General features: G+C 65.6%; 20 protein-coding genes, 1 tRNA gene and 1 riboswitch. Of the genes, 6 read left to right on the top strand and 15 right to left on the bottom strand.

Annotated features, from left to right (window positions below):
• Positions 1 to 11: 11 nt before the first annotated feature.
• Together CXY80_RS15800 and CXY80_RS15795 are read right to left on the bottom strand one after the other, a co-directional pair.
• Positions 12 to 1523 (bottom strand): ABC transporter substrate-binding protein, encoded by a 1512-nt coding sequence (locus CXY80_RS15800; protein ID WP_104133194.1) that lies wholly within the window; start codon positions 1521 to 1523, stop codon positions 12 to 14.
• A 3-nt stretch (positions 1524 to 1526) separates the two neighbouring features.
• The gene (locus tag CXY80_RS15795) at positions 1527 to 1745 is read right to left on the bottom strand and encodes a thioredoxin (protein WP_233195426.1); all 219 of its coding nucleotides are present in this window, start codon (positions 1743 to 1745) and stop codon (positions 1527 to 1529) included.
• Between the two features lie 123 nt (positions 1746 to 1868).
• Between CXY80_RS15795 and orn the strand changes: the two genes are divergently transcribed.
• From orn to CXY80_RS15775, 4 genes are all read left to right on the top strand, one after another.
• Positions 1869 to 2543: an oligoribonuclease gene (orn, locus tag CXY80_RS15790; RefSeq protein ID WP_092451906.1), complete on the top strand. Its 675-nt coding sequence runs from the start codon at positions 1869 to 1871 to the stop codon at positions 2541 to 2543.
• A gap of 44 nt (positions 2544 to 2587) precedes the next feature.
• Positions 2588 to 2663 (top strand) — tRNA-His (locus CXY80_RS15785).
• A gap of 29 nt (positions 2664 to 2692) precedes the next feature.
• Entirely contained in the window at positions 2693 to 3043 is a 351-nt protein-coding gene (locus CXY80_RS15780) for a metallopeptidase family protein (protein ID WP_092451908.1), read from the top strand.
• Positions 3044 to 3067: 24 nt separating this feature from the next.
• On the top strand, positions 3068 to 4369 hold the full coding sequence (locus tag CXY80_RS15775) for a hypothetical protein (protein ID WP_104133029.1): 1302 nt from the start codon (positions 3068 to 3070) through the stop codon (positions 4367 to 4369).
• Here CXY80_RS15775 and CXY80_RS15770 read toward each other — a convergent pair whose 3' ends face one another.
• The 11 genes from CXY80_RS15770 to CXY80_RS15720 form a co-directional block, all read right to left on the bottom strand.
• Positions 4370 to 4642, bottom strand: a complete 273-nt coding sequence (locus tag CXY80_RS15770; RefSeq protein WP_092451912.1) for a hypothetical protein — start codon at positions 4640 to 4642, stop codon at positions 4370 to 4372.
• 73 nt (positions 4643 to 4715) lie between these two features.
• Positions 4716 to 5267, bottom strand: coding sequence for an AAA family ATPase (locus CXY80_RS15765; RefSeq protein WP_170851591.1), 552 nt, complete (start codon positions 5265 to 5267; stop codon positions 4716 to 4718).
• A gap of 4 nt (positions 5268 to 5271) precedes the next feature.
• On the bottom strand, positions 5272 to 6054 hold the full coding sequence (locus CXY80_RS15760; RefSeq protein ID WP_092451914.1) for an energy-coupling factor transporter transmembrane protein EcfT: 783 nt from the start codon (positions 6052 to 6054) through the stop codon (positions 5272 to 5274).
• On the bottom strand, positions 6051 to 7547 hold the full coding sequence (locus tag CXY80_RS15755; RefSeq protein ID WP_199182283.1) for an ABC transporter ATP-binding protein: 1497 nt from the start codon (positions 7545 to 7547) through the stop codon (positions 6051 to 6053). Before CXY80_RS15755 ends, CXY80_RS15760 begins: the two co-directional genes overlap by 4 nt.
• 8 nt (positions 7548 to 7555) lie before the next feature.
• Positions 7556 to 8194 carry an ECF transporter S component gene (locus CXY80_RS15750; protein ID WP_092451916.1) on the bottom strand — a complete coding sequence of 213 codons (639 nt, stop codon included), beginning with the start codon at positions 8192 to 8194 and terminating at the stop codon, positions 7556 to 7558.
• A 32-nt stretch (positions 8195 to 8226) separates the two neighbouring features.
• A riboswitch (TPP riboswitch) is annotated at positions 8227 to 8337 on the bottom strand.
• 337 nt (positions 8338 to 8674) lie between these two features.
• Entirely contained in the window at positions 8675 to 9001 is a 327-nt protein-coding gene (locus CXY80_RS15745) for a hypothetical protein (RefSeq protein ID WP_092451917.1), read from the bottom strand.
• 26 nt (positions 9002 to 9027) lie between these two features.
• Positions 9028 to 10242, bottom strand: a complete 1215-nt coding sequence (gene dinB / locus CXY80_RS15740; protein WP_104133028.1) for a DNA polymerase IV — start codon at positions 10240 to 10242, stop codon at positions 9028 to 9030.
• 174 nt (positions 10243 to 10416) lie between these two features.
• Positions 10417 to 11217, bottom strand: a complete 801-nt coding sequence (locus tag CXY80_RS15735; protein ID WP_092451920.1) for an ABC transporter permease — start codon at positions 11215 to 11217, stop codon at positions 10417 to 10419.
• Between the two features lie 9 nt (positions 11218 to 11226).
• Positions 11227 to 12150 carry an ABC transporter permease gene (locus CXY80_RS15730; RefSeq protein ID WP_092451922.1) on the bottom strand — a complete coding sequence of 308 codons (924 nt, stop codon included), beginning with the start codon at positions 12148 to 12150 and terminating at the stop codon, positions 11227 to 11229.
• Between the two features lie 21 nt (positions 12151 to 12171).
• On the bottom strand, positions 12172 to 13365 hold the full coding sequence (locus CXY80_RS15725) for an extracellular solute-binding protein (protein ID WP_092451924.1): 1194 nt from the start codon (positions 13363 to 13365) through the stop codon (positions 12172 to 12174).
• 23 nt (positions 13366 to 13388) lie between these two features.
• Entirely contained in the window at positions 13389 to 14435 is a 1047-nt protein-coding gene (locus CXY80_RS15720) for an ABC transporter ATP-binding protein (protein WP_233195425.1), read from the bottom strand.
• 119 nt (positions 14436 to 14554) lie between these two features.
• Between CXY80_RS15720 and CXY80_RS15715 the strand changes: the two genes are divergently transcribed.
• Both CXY80_RS15715 and CXY80_RS15710 read left to right on the top strand, forming a co-directional pair.
• Positions 14555 to 15361, top strand: coding sequence for a FadR/GntR family transcriptional regulator (locus tag CXY80_RS15715; RefSeq protein WP_092451928.1), 807 nt, complete (start codon positions 14555 to 14557; stop codon positions 15359 to 15361).
• Entirely contained in the window at positions 15358 to 16182 is an 825-nt protein-coding gene (locus CXY80_RS15710; protein WP_104133026.1) for a PDC sensor domain-containing protein, read from the top strand. Before CXY80_RS15715 ends, CXY80_RS15710 begins: the two co-directional genes overlap by 4 nt.
• Here CXY80_RS15710 and CXY80_RS15705 read toward each other — a convergent pair.
• Complete coding sequence (locus CXY80_RS15705; RefSeq protein WP_092451932.1) at positions 16143 to 17246, bottom strand: VIT1/CCC1 transporter family protein; 1104 nt, start codon at positions 17244 to 17246, stop codon at positions 16143 to 16145. The two genes, CXY80_RS15710 and CXY80_RS15705, sit on opposite strands and share 40 nt — an antisense overlap.
• Positions 17243 to 17509, bottom strand: coding sequence for a hypothetical protein (locus CXY80_RS15700; protein WP_092451934.1), 267 nt, complete (start codon positions 17507 to 17509; stop codon positions 17243 to 17245). The genes CXY80_RS15705 and CXY80_RS15700 overlap by 4 nt, the downstream gene beginning before the upstream one ends.
• Position 17510 lies beyond the last annotated feature (1 nt).

Below are 17510 nucleotides of genomic sequence, written 5' to 3'. Positions count from 1 at the left end.
GGCTTCGTCCGTTACCGGGCGATGGTCGACAGGTCCAGCGCGAGGCTCGGCGTATTCTTCGGCACACCTCTCAGATCGGCGTCGGCCAGCGAGATCGCCGGTTGCAAATACAGCCAATTCGCGGATGCCTCCTCTGCCATCGTGCGCGTCGCCTCCTTCATGAGTTCCACATAAACGGCCGGGTCGGCGGCATCCGCTTGAGCGAATTTTGCCATCACCGCGGGCGAATCATAGCCAGCGTAATAGCTGGCGGCGGCGAAGACGCTGACGTCCCGTGGCTCGCTGTGCATGATGAGCGACAGGTCGTAATCGTGGTCGGCGAACACCTCGTCGAGCCACACCGCCGGAAATTCGAGTGGGGTCACCTCGGCGGTGATGCCGACTTCGGCGAGCTGGGCCTTGACTACCTGCGCGCCAGCCACGGCGTAGGGCAGGTTCGGAATCTTGAACGCGACGGTCAGGTCGCTCATGCCTGCCTCGGCGAGAAGCGCGATGGCCCGGGCGGGATCGAAGGGGTAGAGGTCAGCGAGGCTGGCGTCGTACCAGGGGTCGGTCGGCGGGACCATCGAGCCGATCAGCAGACCGTAGCCGCTACTCACCGTGTCCATGACCGCCTGCCGGTCGATGGCGTACATGACGGCCTGCCGCACCCGAACATCGCTAAACGCATCGCTGGCATTGTTCATCGACAGGGTGACTTCACCGGTGCTGGCGCCCTCGAGCACCTGGTAGTCGGCGTCTGATTTGAACTGATCGACCAGTTGAAACTGCGAGATGCCCGAGATGAGGTTAATGTCACCGCTGAGCAGGGCGTTGGTCTGCGCGGTCGCATCGGTGAAGTAGCGCAGTGTGACATCGGTCAGGTACGGCGCCGCTCCCCAGTAGTCGGCGTTGGCGGCCAGGACCAGGCTGTCGCCGGTTTTGAAGGAGCTGACCGTGTAGGGCCCGGTTCCGACGGGGGCTGTCGCCAGGTCGGAAATGCCGGCTTCGGTGAACATGGTGCCGACCGGGCCGGTCATATTGAAGAGCCAGCCGTTGCTCGGTGTCGACAGAGTGATTCGAGCCTGGGTGTCAGTGACGGCCTCGATGCCGGCAATCGGATCGAGGTAGGCCGGCCCATTCGCGGTCCAGTTGTCTTTCACGCGTTCGAGGCTGAACTTGACGCTGTCGGCGGTGAACGGGGAGCCGTCCGAGAAGGTCACGCCCTCGTTCAGGACAAAATCATAGACCAGGCCGTCATCACTGACCGTCCACGACTCGGCGAGCAAGGGAATGACCGTGCCCTCGTTGTCGAGTTTTACGAGGCCCTCGTAGACGTTATAGAGAAGCGCCTGCGGAATGGCCGCACCGGCGGTCGTGGTGTAGTCGAGGTTGCCCGGCGTAGCGAGCAGACCGACGGTCAACGTCGTGTCCGGCCCACCGTCCGTGGACGCGGTTCCGGCGGAACACCCGACCAGGGCCAGCGACGCGATCAGCGTACCCGTGATGCTGGCGAGAATCGTGCGCCGGGTGGGGGCTCTCATCACTCAGAGGGCTTTGGCCGCGGCAACGAGAACCTGGGCCAGGGTCGGTACGCCGGCCGCACGAAAGACCTCGGCACCTTCGCCGTTGGTAATGATGACGGTCGGGGTGTTGCGAATGAGCAGGGCTTCGGCTTGCTCGGGTGCACCGGCAACATCAATCTCGCGCACGGTCGAACCGGGAACGAGTCGCTTCGCCTCGGCCAGCACGGCACGCGTCTGCATGCACGGCTCGCAGAATGAAGACGAATACAAAGTGAATTCCATCAGGAGCCTCGCAGATCAGCGCAAAAGAACAGTGTTTTCAAGTTTACAGGCCCTGTCGGGGGCCACCGGTAGACTCAAGGCATGACGAACAGCACGACGGATACAGCACCGACGCCCGCCCCGACCGCCTCCCCGACCTCGAAGAGCCCCGACCGCCTGGTCTGGATCGACTGCGAGATGACCGGGCTTGACCTGGACCGCGACGAGCTCGTCGAGATCGCCGTCGTCATCACCGACTACGACCTCAATGTGCTCGACCCCGGTCTTGACCTCGTCATCAAGCCCAACGACTCTGCCCTCGAAAACATGGGCGATTTCGTGCGCAACATGCACACCTCCTCGGGGCTGATCACCGAGATTCCGAACGGGATCAGCGCGGCCGAGGCCGAGTACCAGGTACTCGAGTATGTCTTGAAGTTCATTCCGGCCGAACAAAAGGCACCGCTGGCCGGCAACTCCATCGGCACGGACCGTGCCTTCCTCACCCGCTACATGCCGCGCCTCGACAACCAGCTGCACTACCGCAATGTCGACGTGTCGTCGATCAAAGAGCTAGCCCGACGCTGGTACCCACGCGTTTACTTCAACGCCCCAGCCAAGGACGGCGGCCACCGTGCCCTGGCCGACATTCTCGAGTCGATTCGCGAACTCGCGTACTACCGCCAGACGGTGTTTGTGGCCGACCCAGGGCCCTCGAGTGACGAAGCCAAGTCGCAGGCCGCGGAGGTTGTGCACTTATTCGCCTCCGAGGTGTAATAGGATTGCTGAGTTGCCCCGCGTTGTAGACGTGGGGACGCATGGTGGGTATAGCTCAGTTGGCAGAGCGCCTGGTTGTGGTCCAGGAGGTCGCGGGTTCAATCCCCGTTACTCACCCCAATGATTCACCGTTCACGATTTGGTCAGTGATGCTAGAGCTGGACGCGTCCGAATTCGAAGCCCTCGTTGTCGGCGAGCTCGATCTGCTGCCCGATGACATGGTCGATGGTCTCGACAATATTATTTTCGTGGTCGAGGACCGGCCCGAGAACGGCACCCTGGACACCCTCGGCCTCTACGACGGCGTGGCGCTGACCGAACGCGGCCAGTACGGCTTCGGGGAGATGCCCGATCGCATCGTGCTGTACCGGGAGCCGCTACTCGCTATCTGTACGACACTCGACGACCTGCACGACGAAGTTCACATCACACTCGTGCACGAAATCGCCCATTTTTATGGCATTGATGACGACAGGCTGCATGAGCTCGGCTGGAGCTGACCGCAAGCGGTCTAGCCTTGCAGAATGAGCTCCTTCCGTCCTGGCCGTCTGATCGGAATTCTGGTCGGAACCGTCGTGATTCTCGGCCTTGGTGTCTACGGCCCCGCGATGCTTCTCGGTCCGCTACCCGCCGTGACCGCCATTACCGTCACGCCCGCCGCCGGTGCCTCGCCCCTCACTCCCCCGGTGCTCTCCGCCAATGGCGCCAGCGCCATCGCCGTGCTCACCGCGACGACGAGTGACGTCTCCGGCACCACGTCGACCGGTACCACGTCGACCGGTACCGTTTCGCAAGCTGCGGAGCCGATCGCCGTCGCCGGAACGGCGGAAGCACTGCCGATGGCATCCATCGCCAAGGTTGTCACCGCCCTCGTCGTTCTCGATGCCAAGCCGATCGCGGACGGGGAAGCCGGCCCCGTGGTGACTTTGACTGCCGCCGACTTTCAGAGCTATCTGGACTACGACCAAGTCGGTGCCCGCTCGGTCACGGTCTTCGCCGACGAGCAGTGGACGGAGCTGGAATTATTACAGGCACTGCTGCTGGGCTCGAGCAACAACCACGCCGACAGTGTGGCGCGCTGGGCCTTCGGCTCGCTCGACGCCTACGTTGAAGCCGCCAACGCCTGGCTCGCCGACAACGGGTTGACCGGCTCCGCCGTTGTCGACGCTACCGGCCTGGGCGATGGCAGCGCTGGGACCGCTACCGATCTGGCTCGCCTCGCGGGTCTCGCCGCGACCGACCCGGTCGTGTCTTCGATCCTGGAGCGCCCGGCATCCGCTTTGGCGGACCGTCGCGGTGTCGAGAACACCACTTCGTTTCTGCCCGAGGAGGACATCACCGGTATTTCGCGCAGCTACACGGATGCCGCCGGCGTCTGTTTTCTGTTCACCGCCGAGGTCAGCGATGGCGCGTCGAGCTTCACGTTCTCGGGCGCTTTCATCGGCGAACCGACCTACGATGCACTCACCGCGGACCTCACCGCCCTAATGGAGAGCGCCCGCGCTGGAGTCGGTCCGCTGCCGGTACTGGCTGCTGGCGACGAGTACGCGACGTTCGAATCGGCCTGGGGTGACGAGGCTTCCGCCGTGGTCGGCGTCTCGCGCACCCGTTATGCCTGGCAGACCGCCACGCCGGAGGCTGCCACGGTCACACTCAAGGATTTCGCCACCGCGCGCACCGGCGCGAACGTCGGAGAGGTGCAGCTCACCGTGGCCGGGGAGGAACTCTCGGCCGCGCTGAAACTCGACCAGGCGATCAACAATCCGGGGCTGGGGTGGCGATTGCTGCACCCGATCGTGATGATCACGGCGCTGCTCGACCAGTAGTTAAATCGGTTCCACCTCGGTGTCGATCGGATCACTCTCGCCCTTGTCGAAGAAGTAGCGCACGCGGCGTTGCCCGTTGACGTCGCGTTCGTCGACCTCGTCGTACCAGAACACCGATTCCAGACCGGCGACGGCGGCGACCATGCTGATGCGGGCCGCGTGTTTACCGCGCACGAGCGCCCGGGAATCGATCTGGCCCCCGAGCGGGCCGTCGATGAACTCGGCGATATACAGGGTGGGGGCACCGGCATCGTCACGGTCGAAGGTATTCATGGCAATCAATCTAGTCCTGTGCGCCCCGGGTTACCCGGTGGGCGCGCTGGCGCGTGTCGCCCGCTCTCGTCGCCTACCGGCCCGCCCGCAGGCGCACGGTGGCACGACGTTCGGGTGCCTCCTGCGTGAGGTAGGCCGTCCATTCGTCCTGCCACTGGTCCCAGTGCGTTCGAAACGCCTCGCCGTCGCGGTCGAGCGCTCGTTGTTTGCGCAGGTCATCGTCGGCGGTGAGCCACACGCGCACGTCGCTGAGCGGCTCATGTGCGGCCGCGAGCGTTCCGCAGCCCTCAACGACCAGTGGTCGTTCTTTAGTCAGCGGATGCCACTCGGCTCGCTGATTCGCGCTCCAGTCGTAGCGCTGCCAGGCCGCCGGCCGCCCGGTGCGTCGGGGTTCGAGAAGGTACCGGCGCAGGTGGTCGATGGCCGCGTCGAGGCCGTCCCAGCCGGGGTAGATATCGTCCATCCGCACAAGCTGCGGGGTTTGGCTGCCCGGCCACTCTGCCACGAGGGCGTCGGCGAGGGTGCTCTTGCCCGCACCACTCGGCCCATCGATGAGCACCACCGGGTTCGGCCCGGCGGCGGCGACGGCCTGGAACACCGGCGCCAGCAGGGTCGTGACGCGCACAGATTTAGGCGAAGACAAAGTTCCAGTTTCCGGTTGATACCGAGATCATGACGGCCAAAACGGCGATCATCAGCCCGATCCCGATGAGTGACCATTCCCGCAGGCCGAACGTTGAACTCCGAGCCCAGGTGCGTTGGATGGGGGCGCCGAAGCCACGCGCTTCCATGGCGGTGGCGAGTTTACTGCCCCGCCGAATGGACAACACGAGGAGCGCGAAGGTCTGGTTGCCCAGGCGGCGCAGCACCGCGCCATCCGCTACCCCGCGTGCCCGGCGGGCTAGTCCCAGGGCACGCCAGTCCTCGATGAACAGCCCGACCATCCGCAGCGCCGCAAGTCCGCCGAGCACGAACCGGGCTGGCAAGTGCACGACCTGTCCCAGCCCGTCGGCGAGATCGGTGGGATCGACGGTGATGAACAGGACGACGGCAGGCAGCCCGATCGCGAGCACCCGCAGGGTCGTGGCGAGGGCCAGATCGATTGAGCCATCGGTTACCTGGATGAGTCCGAATGACCAATATTCCTGACCGGAGGCCTGGCCATACAGCAGCGTCGTGATTCCGGTGGACGGTGCAGCCAGCCAGACCAGCGCGGTTCGCCACAAGAAGACTCGAAGAGTAAGCCCCGCCCACAGAAAGAGCAGCATTTCGCAGGCCAGGGCGACGGCGGCGGAGACCCAATCAATGGTCAGCACCAGGACTGCGGCGAGCAGGAGCGCGGCAGCGAGTTTCGCGACCGGATTGATCCGGTCGATCGCTCGCACTCCCCGCGTGGGTGTCAAGACACTCATGGCAGAACCGCGCTGAGATCGTACTTGGAGCCGCGGCCCTCGACTCGAAATTCCCGATCAGCGACGGCGGCAACGAAGTCTGCGTCGTGGGAGACCGCGACGATGGCGGTGCCCGCATCCAGGAGGTCACGCAGCAGCGCAACGATCTCCTGCCAGGTGCGAAAATCCTGACCGAACGTGGGTTCGTCCAGCACCAGAAGTCGAGGTTGGGTGGCCAGCACTGTGGCGACCGACAGACGTCGTTTCTCGCCACCGGACAGGGTGAATGGGTTGGCCTCGGCGAGGTGGTCCAGGCGAAGGCGCTCCAGCAGATCGTCGACGCGCCGGTGCAGCAGTGCGTCCGACAGACCGAGGGCTCGCGGACCGACGGCCAGTTCGGCGCGCACGGTGCCAGCGACGAACTGGTGTTCCGGGTCTTGAAAGACGGTGCCCACTCGACTCAGAAGCTGGCGCGATTTCCAGCGGATCGGGTCACTGCCTGCGCCGGCGGCGAGAGCGCTGCTGGCGACGACCCGCCCGGCGGCGGGGCGCAGGAGCCCCGCCAGGGTGAGCGCGAGGGTGGACTTGCCGGCTCCGTTGGGTCCGGTGATGAGCAGAGCGCAGGCCTCCGGCACCTCAAGGTCGATATTTTCGGCAACCACACAATCCCGAGTGCGCGCAATCGCGAGAGAATTAGTCGACAAGAGCGTTGGCTGACCGGTCTCTCGCGGAGGCCTTATGGGAAGCGTGTGTGGCACACCGGGCACCCAGACGCCGGAGGCGGTCAGTGCAACTCCCTGCGCGAGGAGAACGTCGCTCGGGGATCCGTCGGCCAGGACTCCCCCGTCGGCACCCAGAACGATCACCCGGTCGACGAGGTCCTTCCAGATCTCAACCCGATGTTCAATAACGATGAACGTCGAGTCAGTGTGTGCCAGAACGCGGGCGACGGACTCGCGCACCTCCCGCACACCGACCGGATCGAGATTTGCCGTCGGCTCGTCGAGGAGCAGCAGACCCGGCTGCATGGCCAACACTCCGGCGAGAGCAAGACGCTGTTTTTGGCCGCCCGACAAGGCGGACGTCGGGTGGCCAACGGGGACGTCGAGGCCGACCATCTCGAGGGCATCCTGTACGCGCCGCCAAATTTCCCCACGCGGCACGCCGATATTTTCGCAACCGAAGGCGACATCATCGCCGACGCGAGCGAGAATTACCTGCGAGTCGGGGTCCTGGAGGACCAGGCCGACCTGACCCCTGGCGTTGCCAGGCTCGGCGCCGTTCACGCGCAGAGTACCGCGTTGCTCGCCCTCTTCGTCGCCGCCGAGCACGCCAGCCAGCGCGTGCAGCAGCGTCGATTTTCCCGAACCGGATGCACCGAGCAGGAGAATCCGCTCGCCAGGCTCGATGCGGAGGGACAGCTCGCTCACCGCCCAGCGCCGCCGACCGGAATGGCGCCAACCCCAGTCGCGGGCGTCGACGGATGCACCTCCCCGCGTCGCGCCCACCAGCATCCGCTCGCCTAGATCGCGGTTCGACCGGCGATGCGACCCGCCGCGAAGCGGTTGAGCGCGCCCGTGCGAGCCAGGCCGCGCGCAGCGAACCAGGACAGGAGCCCGGCGATAACGACGCCCGAAATAATCGCGCTCACGATATAAATCGTCGCGAATGCGCTCGCTGAACCGGGATACCACAGCACCAGGTCGTTGATGGCCATGGCAAGTCCGGCCCCAGCGCCCGCCAACAACACGACGTACAGACGATAGTTCGTGTAAAGGAACAGAGCGAAGACAAGCTCGGCGCCAAGTCCCTGCACCAGGCCTGACACCAGAGTCAGTGGTCCCCATTGGTTGCCGATCAGCGTGGAAACGACGGCGGCTAGGAGCTCCGTGTAGAGCGCGGCCCCGGGTTTGCGAATGATGAGACCACCGAGCACGCCAGCGAACAGCCAGCCTCCGCCCAGGAGAGCCGACAGGCCCGGCAGCAGCGGCGAAAGCAGACCGCTCAGGGGGTTGCTCGCCTGATTCCAGACGAGGAAGATGACACCGCTCGCGACGCCGATGACGCTGGCGACGACGATGTCGACGACGCGCCAGCGAAAGTTGCGCTTCGTGGCTCCCGCCGGAGCGGATTGCTTGAGTGAACTCGTTGTAGCGTGCACTGTTTCGTGCCCTTTCCGTAGGTGAATACAGGGCACGGGATTGAGAAGCCTCCCTGCGCTGGCATGATCCAGATCAGGTTCGACGGTCGAAGCTTGGTCAGCTTCCTCTCAGCCCGGTGTACCGGACTCCCGTGATCATAATCAAGTATAGTGCCCCGTTTAGACTGACGACATGGGGATCACGACATGAGCATCGGCATTCTGCTCGTTTTGGCGGGCCTGTACCTGCTGCTCATGCGCCGGTTCGTTCTACGGCGGCGGCGAATTGCGCAGGGTCTGCCGGTGAGCGGCCCCTGGCACTTTCCGGCCTGGCTGCGCCCAAGAGTGCCGCGCTGGGCGCGGCGACGCTTCGCGCGTCGCCCGCGCCGTCCGCGCGCCGCGCGGCGGTTGCGCCACACCCGCCCGGGCCCACCTTAGCTCCGTGGGCCCATGATCTATCATGGGCCCGGTTTCCGGGCCCGGGCCCCGTGCAGAAAGCGACTACTTCTTTAGGGCTCGAATCACCCGGGCCAAGGCGCGGCCGGTGACTATAAGGAACGGCACACCGACGGCGAGCAGGGCGATGACGTTCGGCTCGAACCGGGCTGTACCGCCCGACTTGACGTACGCGCCGATCGGCAGCGAAACGCCGCCTCCTCCCCCGCCGGACCCGGCCCCGCCCTCACCGGCATCACCGCCGCCGAAGCCGTAGTAGGCGAGCGCGACGGGCACCAGGGTGACGCCATCGATCTGTACAGGGTCACCGTACGCCGACTTCACACCGGCGGAACGGAACGTTTCTGCGAGTTTTTCCGGGAGGCTGGTCATGCCATCAGGTTAGCGTGGCTGAGACTTCAGGGGCGAGGTGTGAAGTGCGAAGCCGGGCGCACGGTTCCCGCTCCGAATCGCTCGGTCACGGTATCCACGGCCAGCTCCGCGCCCCGCCAGTCCTCGTCCGGGTCCCAGAGTCCAACCGATCCAGATGCCGTGCCGAGCTGCTCCGCACGCACCCCGATCAGACGCACCCGAATGCCGGAGGCTGCCAGCAGGTCGAACGCCGCCACCGCTTCCTCGTAGATGCGCCGGCCCACATTGCTAGGTTCGGCGAGGGTGCGCGACCGGGTCACCGTACTGAAGTCGGTGTAGCGCAGCTTGAGGGCGACCCGCCGGGCCACGAGATCACCCCGACGCAGCCGCACGGCAACGAGGTCGCACTGCCGCAGCAATTCGCTGCGCAACCGGTCGATATCCGTCACATCGTGTTCAAAAGTCACCTCGTGACCGACGCTCTTCTCCTCCCGCTCGAGCGTCACCGCGCGCGGGTCGCGACCCCAGGACAGGTCGAACAGTTTCTGACCGGATACCTCCCCCAGCGCTTTGCGCAGTACCGCCAGCGGCGTGTGCGCGATGTCGCCGATCAATTTCAGGCCGAGTCTGCTCAGCGCCTGCTCAGTGGCGGCCCCGACGCCCCACAGCGCAGCGACGGGCAGCGGATGCAGAAACTCGACCGTATCCTCGGCGGGAACGACGAGCAGTCCGTTCGGTTTGGCCAGGCCGGAGGCAAGTTTGGCGACGAACTTGGTAGAGGCCGCGCCCACCGAGCAGACCAGCCCGGTCTCGGCGAACACCCGGGCGCGAATGAGTTCGCCGATCACGGCCGGTGAGCCAAACAGGTTGGTCGCGCCGGCCACGTCGAGGAAGGCCTCGTCGATGCCGAGCCGTTCCACCAGCGGGGTCACGTCATCGAAAATGCTCATGACCCGGCTGGAAAAGTCCCGATAGAGCCCTATGTGCGGCTCGAGCACGATTGCATTCGGGCATTGCCGCAGCGCGAGCGCCATCGGCATAGCCGAGTTCACGCCGTATTTGCGGGCGATGTAGTTGGCCGCAGTGACGACCGACCGGCCGCCGCGATGGCCGACGATCACGGGCAGGTTGACGAATTCGGGGTGCGACAGCAACTCGACCGAGACGAAAAACGCGTCGAGGTCGACGTGCAGCACGGTCGCAGAACGGTCGTCGACGTCCCGCGCCGACACCTGCCGCCCACTGCCGTCCTGTCTACCCACCGAAAAACCCTAACCCGAACCCGGCCTGCGGCTCTACCTCCCGGTGACGAGCCCTCTCCTGCATAACTCCGGCAATTCCCTGCCGGCTGAGGCCGCCGCCGTGCATTCACGCGGGCGGGCGGCATCCGTTCTCACGTTCTGCAGGAGTTATGCGCGGGGGAGGGGGCGAAACGGCTAGCGCACGACCTTCTCGGCGCCGGCGATCCGCTGCGCGAAGTAGATGGGAATGATCGAGATCAGCACGAGCACCACGGCGATGACGTTGACGACCGGGGCCTGGTTGGGCCGGAATAGGTTGTCCAGAATCCACAGCGGCAGCGTCTTCACACTCGACCCGGCCGTGAACGTCGTCACGATGATCTCGTCAAAGCTCAGCGCGAAGGCGAGCAGTCCCCCGGCAAACAGCGCCGAGCGCAATTGTGGAAAGGTGACCAGCCGAAATGTGGTCCAGATGCCGGCGCCGAGGTCTGAGGATGCGTCTTCGAGGCTGGTGCCGAGGCGGCGCAGCCGGGCGATGACGTTGTTGAACACGGTCACGATGCAGAAGGTGGCGTGGGCGATGATGAGCGTCAAAATCGACAGCTGCACGCCCAACCCGGTGCGAAAGGCGTTGTTCAGGGCGATTCCGGTAACGATTCCGGGCAGTGCGATCGGCAGGATGACCAGCAGGCTGATGGCATCTCGGCCGAAGAATTCGAAGCGTTGCAGTCCGATCGAGATGAGTGTGCCGAGCACGAGGGCGATCGCCGTCGAGGCGAGCGCCACCTGCAGGCTGGTCACGACCGCGTCCAGGGCACCCTCGCTCTGAAAGGCCTTCGCCCACCATTCCAGGGTGAAGCCCGGCGGCGGCCAAGTGAGATTCTTGCTAATGCTGAACGAGTTCACGAACACCACGAGCAGCGGCAGGTAGATCAGGGCCAGTACCACGGCGGTGATGCCCGCGAGCAGTCCGCGGGCCGGTCGACTCAGACGCATGACAGGCTCCTACAGGTTGTTGAGCGCACCCGTGCGCCGCACAGCGGCCAGGTAGGCGAAGATAATCAGAATGGGAATGAGCGCGATCGCCGCAGCGAGCGGCAGGTTGTTCGCCGCGCCCACATTGGTATAGACGAGGTTGCCGAGCATCTGGTTGGCCCCGCCGACGATATTCACGGTGATGTAGTCACCGAGCGATAGCGAGAAGCTGAAGATCGACCCGGCGATGATGGCCGGCCAGATCATCGGCAGCACCACCAGGCGCAGCGTCGACCAGGTACCCCCGCCGAGATCGGCGGATGCCTCGAGCAGCGAATCCGGTACCCGCTCCAGTCCCGCATATATCGGCAGAATCACGTACGGCAGCCAGAGGTATGACAAGGTGATGATCGTCGCCGGCAGCCCGTAACCGGGGCTGTGCCCGCCGAACGGAGACACGAGCCATTCGAAGATGCCGCCCTGCGATAGAACAGAGCGCCAAGCGTAGGCCTTCACGAGGTAACTCGCCCAGAGCGGCATCAGAATGGCGATCACGAGGATGCGCTGAGCCCGGGGGCTGGCCACCTTGGCCATGTAGAACGCGATCGGCAGGGCAATCACAATGTCGATGATCGTCACCAGCAAGGCCACCCCCACCGTGCGCAGCGTCACGGTTTGGTAGAGCGAGCCGGTCAGCACCGCCACGATGTTGTCGAGCGTCCAGGTCTGCGAGATCTGCCCGGTGAACGAGTCGACCGTCCACAGAGCGGTGATCAACAGCGCGGCTAGGGCCGCGATGTAGACCAGCCCGAGCCAGAACAGGGGTGCGCTCAGCAGCAGAGACAGCCGCAGGCGCGGATGCCGACTGAGAAAGACCGAGCCCCGCCGGGCAATGGTGCCCCGCTGCTGGGGCACCACCGCCCGGCGGGGAGGCGCGGGAGCGTCAACCGTCATGATCTACCTCGATTCGGGCCGTTAGCCCTTGATCTCCTGCCAGGCCGTGGTCCAGTCGGAGTAGTCGGTGCATTCCACGTCGGTGCGCCCATCGAGGCATTCGGCGATCGGCGTTGACCAGTACCAGATCTGCGCCGCGTACTCGGCATCGCCGGCGTGGTAGCTCTTGCAGTGATCGGGGTTGACCGTGAAGTCGCACGCACCGGCGTTGGAGGGTGCCTCACCGAAGTACTCGGTGGCCTGCGCGTTGGCCTCCGGGCTCGCGATGTAGTCGAGCCAGGCATAGGCACAGTTGGGGCTCTGGGCGTTGGCGGCGATCATCCAGGTGTCCGACCAGCCTGTCGCCCCCTCGTCGGGCAGCACGACCTCGGCCGGGGTGCCCTCGGCGAGCGAGTTGCGGATCACCTGCCAGGTGGTTCCGACGACGGTGTCGCCGGTCTCAAAGGCCTGCACCTCCTTGAGGTAGTCCGACCAGTATTCGCCGATGTTCACGCGCTGATCCTTGAATAGTTGAACGGATGCCGCCAGCTGCGTCTCGTCCAGCGCGTACGGGTTCTCAATTCCCAGTTCCGGCTGGTGCGTCATGAGGTAGACGGCGGCATCCGCTATGGAAATCGGCGAATCGTAGGCGGTCACCGCTCCCTTGTAGGCGGACGACTTGTCGAATACGACGTCCCAGGACGTCGGCGCCGGGATGACGACCTCCGTGTTGTACATCAGCAGGTTGGCGCCGTAGCCGTGCGGGATGCCGTAGGAAACGCCGTCGACACTGTTCCAGGACTGCATCTTCAGAAAGTCGAAGATGCCCTCATAGTTGGGGATGAGGTCGGTGTTGACCGGGGCCACGTCACCCGCCGCGACGAGCCGCAGCGAGGCGTCACCGGAGGCGGCGACGACGTCATAATCGCCGGTCTTCATGAGGCTGAACGCTTCGTCGGAGGTGCCGTAGGTTTTGCTGGTGACGGTGCAGCCGGTCTCGTCTTCGAAGGCGCTGACCCAGTCGATCTCCGGATCGTTGCTACCGTCCTCGACGTAGCCGGGCCAGGCCAGCAGGGAGACGCTGCCCTCCAGCTCGCCGAGTTCGGTCTGAGCCTCGGTCGGTTCGGTCGTGCCGCCGCCCTGGCTGGTACCGCAGGCGGTGAGGAGCAGGGCGGTGGACAGGATCGCGACGCCGGTGAGGGCGAGCGATGTTCGGCGTGCGGGGGTGCGTTTCATGACGTTCTCCATTCGTGAATCGGTCAGGGGCGGGAAGAGAGGGCAGGTTCGGCGAGGGTGACGATGTCGGAGTCGTTCCAGCCGACGGTGACCCGGGCGCCGCGTCCATTGGTCGCCACGCGGTGCGCATCGTTCTGCTCGAGCACAACGATGCGCGTTCCGACGTCGAGGTCGACGATGATCTGGGTGCTGCTTCCGACGTAGATGACCTCCGCGAGAACACCGGCCGCCGTGCGATCGGCGTTCAGGGGCAGGTTCTCCGTGGTCACGCTGATCTTTTCCGGACGCACCGAGTGGGTGCCGTTCCGGCCGAGCAGCGCGCGCGAGATGTCATCGTCGAAGATATTGGACGTGCCCACGAAAGCGGCGACGAAGGGCGAGGAAGGGCGCTCGTAGATCTCGGCCGGGGTGCCGAGCTGCTCGATCCTGCCCTCGTTGAACACCGCGATGCGGTCACTGAGGGTGAGCGCTTCCTGCTGATCGTGGGTTACGAAGATGAATGTGATGCCGAGGTTGCGCTGCAGTTCCTTGAGCTCGACCTGCATCTGCTCGCGCAGCTTGAGGTCGAGGGCGCCGAGGGGTTCGTCCAGCAGCAAGACCTTGGGTTGCACGACGGTTGCCCGCGCCAGGGCGACCCGCTGGCGTTGTCCGCCGGAGAGCTGGCTCGGCTTGCGATCGGCGAATCCGCCGAGCCGCACGGTGTCGAGGGCCGCTCGGGCTTGCTCCTGCCTGGCTCGTTTGGCAACCCCGCGCACCCGGAGCCCGTAGGCCACGTTATCGAGCACACTCATGTGCGGAAACAGGGCGTAGTCCTGAAACACGGTGTTGACGTCGCGGTCGAACGGCGCCCGGTCGGTGACGTCCTGGCCGAGCAGCAAGATCGTTCCACTGGTGGGCTGTTCGAAGCCGGCGATCAGGCGCAGCACCGTGGTTTTGCCCGACCCGGACGGCCCGAGCATGGAGAAGAATTCCCCCTCGACGATGTTGAGATCGACCCCGTCGACGGCATTGACCGAGCCGAAATTTTTGGTCAGGCCGCTCAAGCGGATGGCGGGCTGCGCACCGGTCACATTTGCTCCCTGATCATTGAACATCTCCCTGCTCACTCACAGGGTAATCATATGGAGTTAGATGTCATGAAAGTGCGCCGTGATGTTACGGTCGTGTCACAACCTGAAATGAGCAGCCCATGCCGCAGTCCATCCGTGCCGGATCGGGAACCCGCGCGGCTATTTTCGCGCCGCTCGACGGTGCCGGCCGGGCCGAACTGGTGTTGCAGCGTCTCACCGACGCCATCGTGCTCGGGGTGCTGCACGATGGCGAGCGTCTGCCGAGCGAGGCCGAGCTGGCCAGGCAGCTCGGCGTCGCCACGGTCACCGCCCGGGAAGCACTCGAGATTCTGCGTCGGAATAAGCTCGTGCACACCAAGCGCGGCCGCGACGGCGGCAGTTTCGTCACGTTCGCCGGGCGCGGCGCGAACGATTTTCAGGACGAACGGCTGCTGGCCTGGTCGCGGGTTCAGGTGCGCGACTTCGGCGTGCACTATTCCGCGATCGCCGGTCTGGCCGCCGAACTCGCCGCCGACCGCGCCAGTGCAGCCGATATCGACAACCTCGAGCGCATTCTCGATCGCTCCGATGCCCTCACAGCGGATGCCGCGCGCCGCGGCCACGGTACGTTCCGTCTCGAGGTGGCCGCGCTGAGCCAGTCCGCCCGGCTTGTGCGCGAAGAACTGCGCTTGCAGGCCGAATTTGGCTCCCTGCTCTGGCTCAGCCTGAGCGAACCACTTCGGCGGGAACGCTGCCGAGCGGTACAACGGGAGACGGTCGCCGCCCTCGTCGCCGAGAACGGCGCTCGAGCCAGGCAGCTCACCGTGAACCAGATCACCGACTCCATCGAGTGGCTGATCGAGGCCAAGTCCATTCTGGAACAGGACCCCGTGTCACCGATGCAAGCCAGAACAACGACACCGGAGCCCGAGGACACCCGCTTATGACGTTCGAGCCGCTCGTTCACAACGAGGCGCATGGCTTCGCCAGCGTGTCCTGGATAGCGGCCGTCTTCGACCCGGTGTTCGCACGCCTCGTGGGCTGGGCCGCGCAGGTCGAAGACTGCGCCAGCCAGCCCGAGTGCGGCCGAACCACACTCGATCCCTTGATCGAGACCCTGATGCGAACGGAATTCGCCGACGCCGATGGGATGGTGATCGGGGCCGGTTTCGTCTCCGCGCCGAGCTTCCTGGGCTGGCACCTGGCCTGGTGGCTGGGCGGGCAGAACCCGGCGGGGTCTGCGCTGCCGGCCACCGGCATCCGTCATCTGGAAACGGTTGAAGACCCCCGCGACGAGAGTTTTCGCGACTACACGGCGTTGGAATGGTGGCGCGTTCCCGCCCAGACCCGGCGCCGCCACGTGACCGGGCCCTACGTGGACTATCTGTGCACCGATGAATACACCCTCACGTTGACCCTGCCGGTCTACCGCGGCGGGACCGAGCTGATCGGTGTGGTCGGAATCGACCTGTCGGTAGATCAGCTCGAGCGCCAACTCGTGCCGCGCCTCGGCGCCAGCGGTGTGCGGGTGACGCTCATCAACGCCAGCGCACGGGTCGTCGTCTCGACCGACGCCCACCTCGCCACCGGCGCGCTGCTGCGCCTGCCAGGGCTGACCGAGCGCCTGCGCGACCCGGCGTCGTCACCGGCTCTACTGGCCGATGGGGCACACGCGTTCCGGTGGTGCGGTCAGACCGGACTCGCCGTCGTTGTCGGCCCGGCCGCGGGTCAGCCGATCGAGGCGCCGAACACCCATCCGAGCAGATAGGTCACCGCGGCTGCGCCGAGGCCGATGACGAGCTGCCGCAGGGCACGCTTCAGCGGCGGCCCGCCGGAGAGCAAACCGACGACGGCGCCGGTCGCGAGCAAGGCCACGCCGACCAGGACGGTCGCCAGGATCATGGCCGGGTAGCCGGTCAGGCCGAACAGGTAGGGCAGCACGGGCAGCAGCGCTCCGGATGCGAAGAAGCAGAAGCTCGACAGGGCCGCGCCGGTGCCCGTGCCGATGGCTTCGTGCTCGTCGGGCTCGACGGCCGCGTTGGTGACCGCGGAAATCGGACCGGTCGCCGCATACGCGGTGGCCAGCACGCCACGGGCATAGGTCTCGGCCTCATCCTCGGACATACCGCGGGCCCGGTAGACCAGGGTCAGCTCGTTGGCGGCGAGGTCGAGGTGCGAGAGCACACTCTTGGCCGGTGCCGCCGGAGTGGATGCTTCGAGCAACTCCCGCTGGGACCGCACCGAGACATATTCGCCAGCGCCCATCGAGAGCGCCCCGGCCAACAACCCGGCAATCCCGGTGAACAGAATCGTTGCAGCCGGTACGCCGGTGGCGCCGATGCCGAGCACGAGGGCCAGGTTACTGACCAGGCCGTCATTGACGCCGAACACGGCGGCGCGAAAGGTACCGGACAGGCGTTTGCGACCGCGCGCGGCGAGGCCGCGCACGACCTCTTCGTGCACGGTTTCGTCGGCCGCCATCGCGTTGGTCGCGTCGGCATCCGCATCGTAGGGCGAGCGGCTCTCGGCCCGTTGGGCGAGAGCGAGCACGAACACCGAACCGAACCGGCGGGCCAGCAGCCCCAGAAACCGGGTGCGCAGGGCACCACGACGTGGCGAGCCCACGTCGCTGCCGAGCAGTTGGCGCCAGTGATCTTCGTGTCGTCCCTCGGCTTCGGCGAGGGCGAGCAGAATCTGGCGCTCCTCACCGGCCCGACGGTTGGCGAGGTCACGATAGACCGCGGCCTCAGCCCGCTCGTCGGCCAGGTATTGCCGCCACCGACGGATGTCCCGCTGCGATGGCTCACGCCCGACCGGCCCCGGAGCGGTCACGCCTCCGGCGCCGCTTCGAGGAGGCCCTGCGGAATGCGCGCCGAATCGTGCGGGCCGGAGCCATCGAGGCCAAAGAACGGTTGCTCGAACTGAACCACCCAGAACTTTTCCCGCACCACGGTCGGTGCGTACAGCCCAGACCCCTCCGACTCCCCCGCAGCCACGATCACACCGATCGGGTCGTCGATCAGGGAGTCGGGAAAGCGGGTGCGGTCGAGGTGCACGATCACCTGCACGCCCACGCCGAAAGCCTGAGTTGTCACG

This window comes from Cryobacterium sp. M91 (assembly GCF_002929615.1).
In the GTDB taxonomy this organism is placed as follows: Bacteria; Actinomycetota; Actinomycetes; order Actinomycetales; family Microbacteriaceae; genus Cryobacterium; species Cryobacterium levicorallinum.
This window is presented reverse-complemented; position numbering and strand designations above follow the sequence as displayed.

What these genes read in the sequence shown, in the direction of transcription:
- CXY80_RS15800 (WP_104133194.1), bottom strand. Translation starts at nt 1,523, where the DNA reads ATGAGAGCCCCCACCCGGCGCACGATTCTCGCCAGCATCACGGGTACG.
- CXY80_RS15795 (WP_233195426.1), bottom strand. Translation starts at nt 1,745, where the DNA reads ATGCAGACGCGTGCCGTGCTGGCCGAGGCGAAGCGACTCGTTCCCGGT.
- orn (WP_092451906.1), top strand. Translation starts at nt 1,869, where the DNA reads ATGACGAACAGCACGACGGATACAGCACCGACGCCCGCCCCGACCGCC.
- CXY80_RS15780 (WP_092451908.1), top strand. Translation starts at nt 2,693, where the DNA reads ATGCTAGAGCTGGACGCGTCCGAATTCGAAGCCCTCGTTGTCGGCGAG.
- CXY80_RS15775 (WP_104133029.1), top strand. Translation starts at nt 3,068, where the DNA reads ATGAGCTCCTTCCGTCCTGGCCGTCTGATCGGAATTCTGGTCGGAACC.
- CXY80_RS15770 (WP_092451912.1), bottom strand. Translation starts at nt 4,642, where the DNA reads ATGAATACCTTCGACCGTGACGATGCCGGTGCCCCCACCCTGTATATC.
- CXY80_RS15760 (WP_092451914.1), bottom strand. Translation starts at nt 6,054, where the DNA reads ATGAGTGTCTTGACACCCACGCGGGGAGTGCGAGCGATCGACCGGATC.
- CXY80_RS15755 (WP_199182283.1), bottom strand. Translation starts at nt 7,547, where the DNA reads ATGCTGGTGGGCGCGACGCGGGGAGGTGCATCCGTCGACGCCCGCGAC.
- CXY80_RS15745 (WP_092451917.1), bottom strand. Translation starts at nt 9,001, where the DNA reads ATGACCAGCCTCCCGGAAAAACTCGCAGAAACGTTCCGTTCCGCCGGT.
- CXY80_RS15735 (WP_092451920.1), bottom strand. Translation starts at nt 11,217, where the DNA reads ATGCGTCTGAGTCGACCGGCCCGCGGACTGCTCGCGGGCATCACCGCC.
- CXY80_RS15730 (WP_092451922.1), bottom strand. Translation starts at nt 12,150, where the DNA reads ATGACGGTTGACGCTCCCGCGCCTCCCCGCCGGGCGGTGGTGCCCCAG.
- CXY80_RS15725 (WP_092451924.1), bottom strand. Translation starts at nt 13,365, where the DNA reads ATGAAACGCACCCCCGCACGCCGAACATCGCTCGCCCTCACCGGCGTC.
- CXY80_RS15715 (WP_092451928.1), top strand. Translation starts at nt 14,555, where the DNA reads ATGCCGCAGTCCATCCGTGCCGGATCGGGAACCCGCGCGGCTATTTTC.
- CXY80_RS15710 (WP_104133026.1), top strand. Translation starts at nt 15,358, where the DNA reads ATGACGTTCGAGCCGCTCGTTCACAACGAGGCGCATGGCTTCGCCAGC.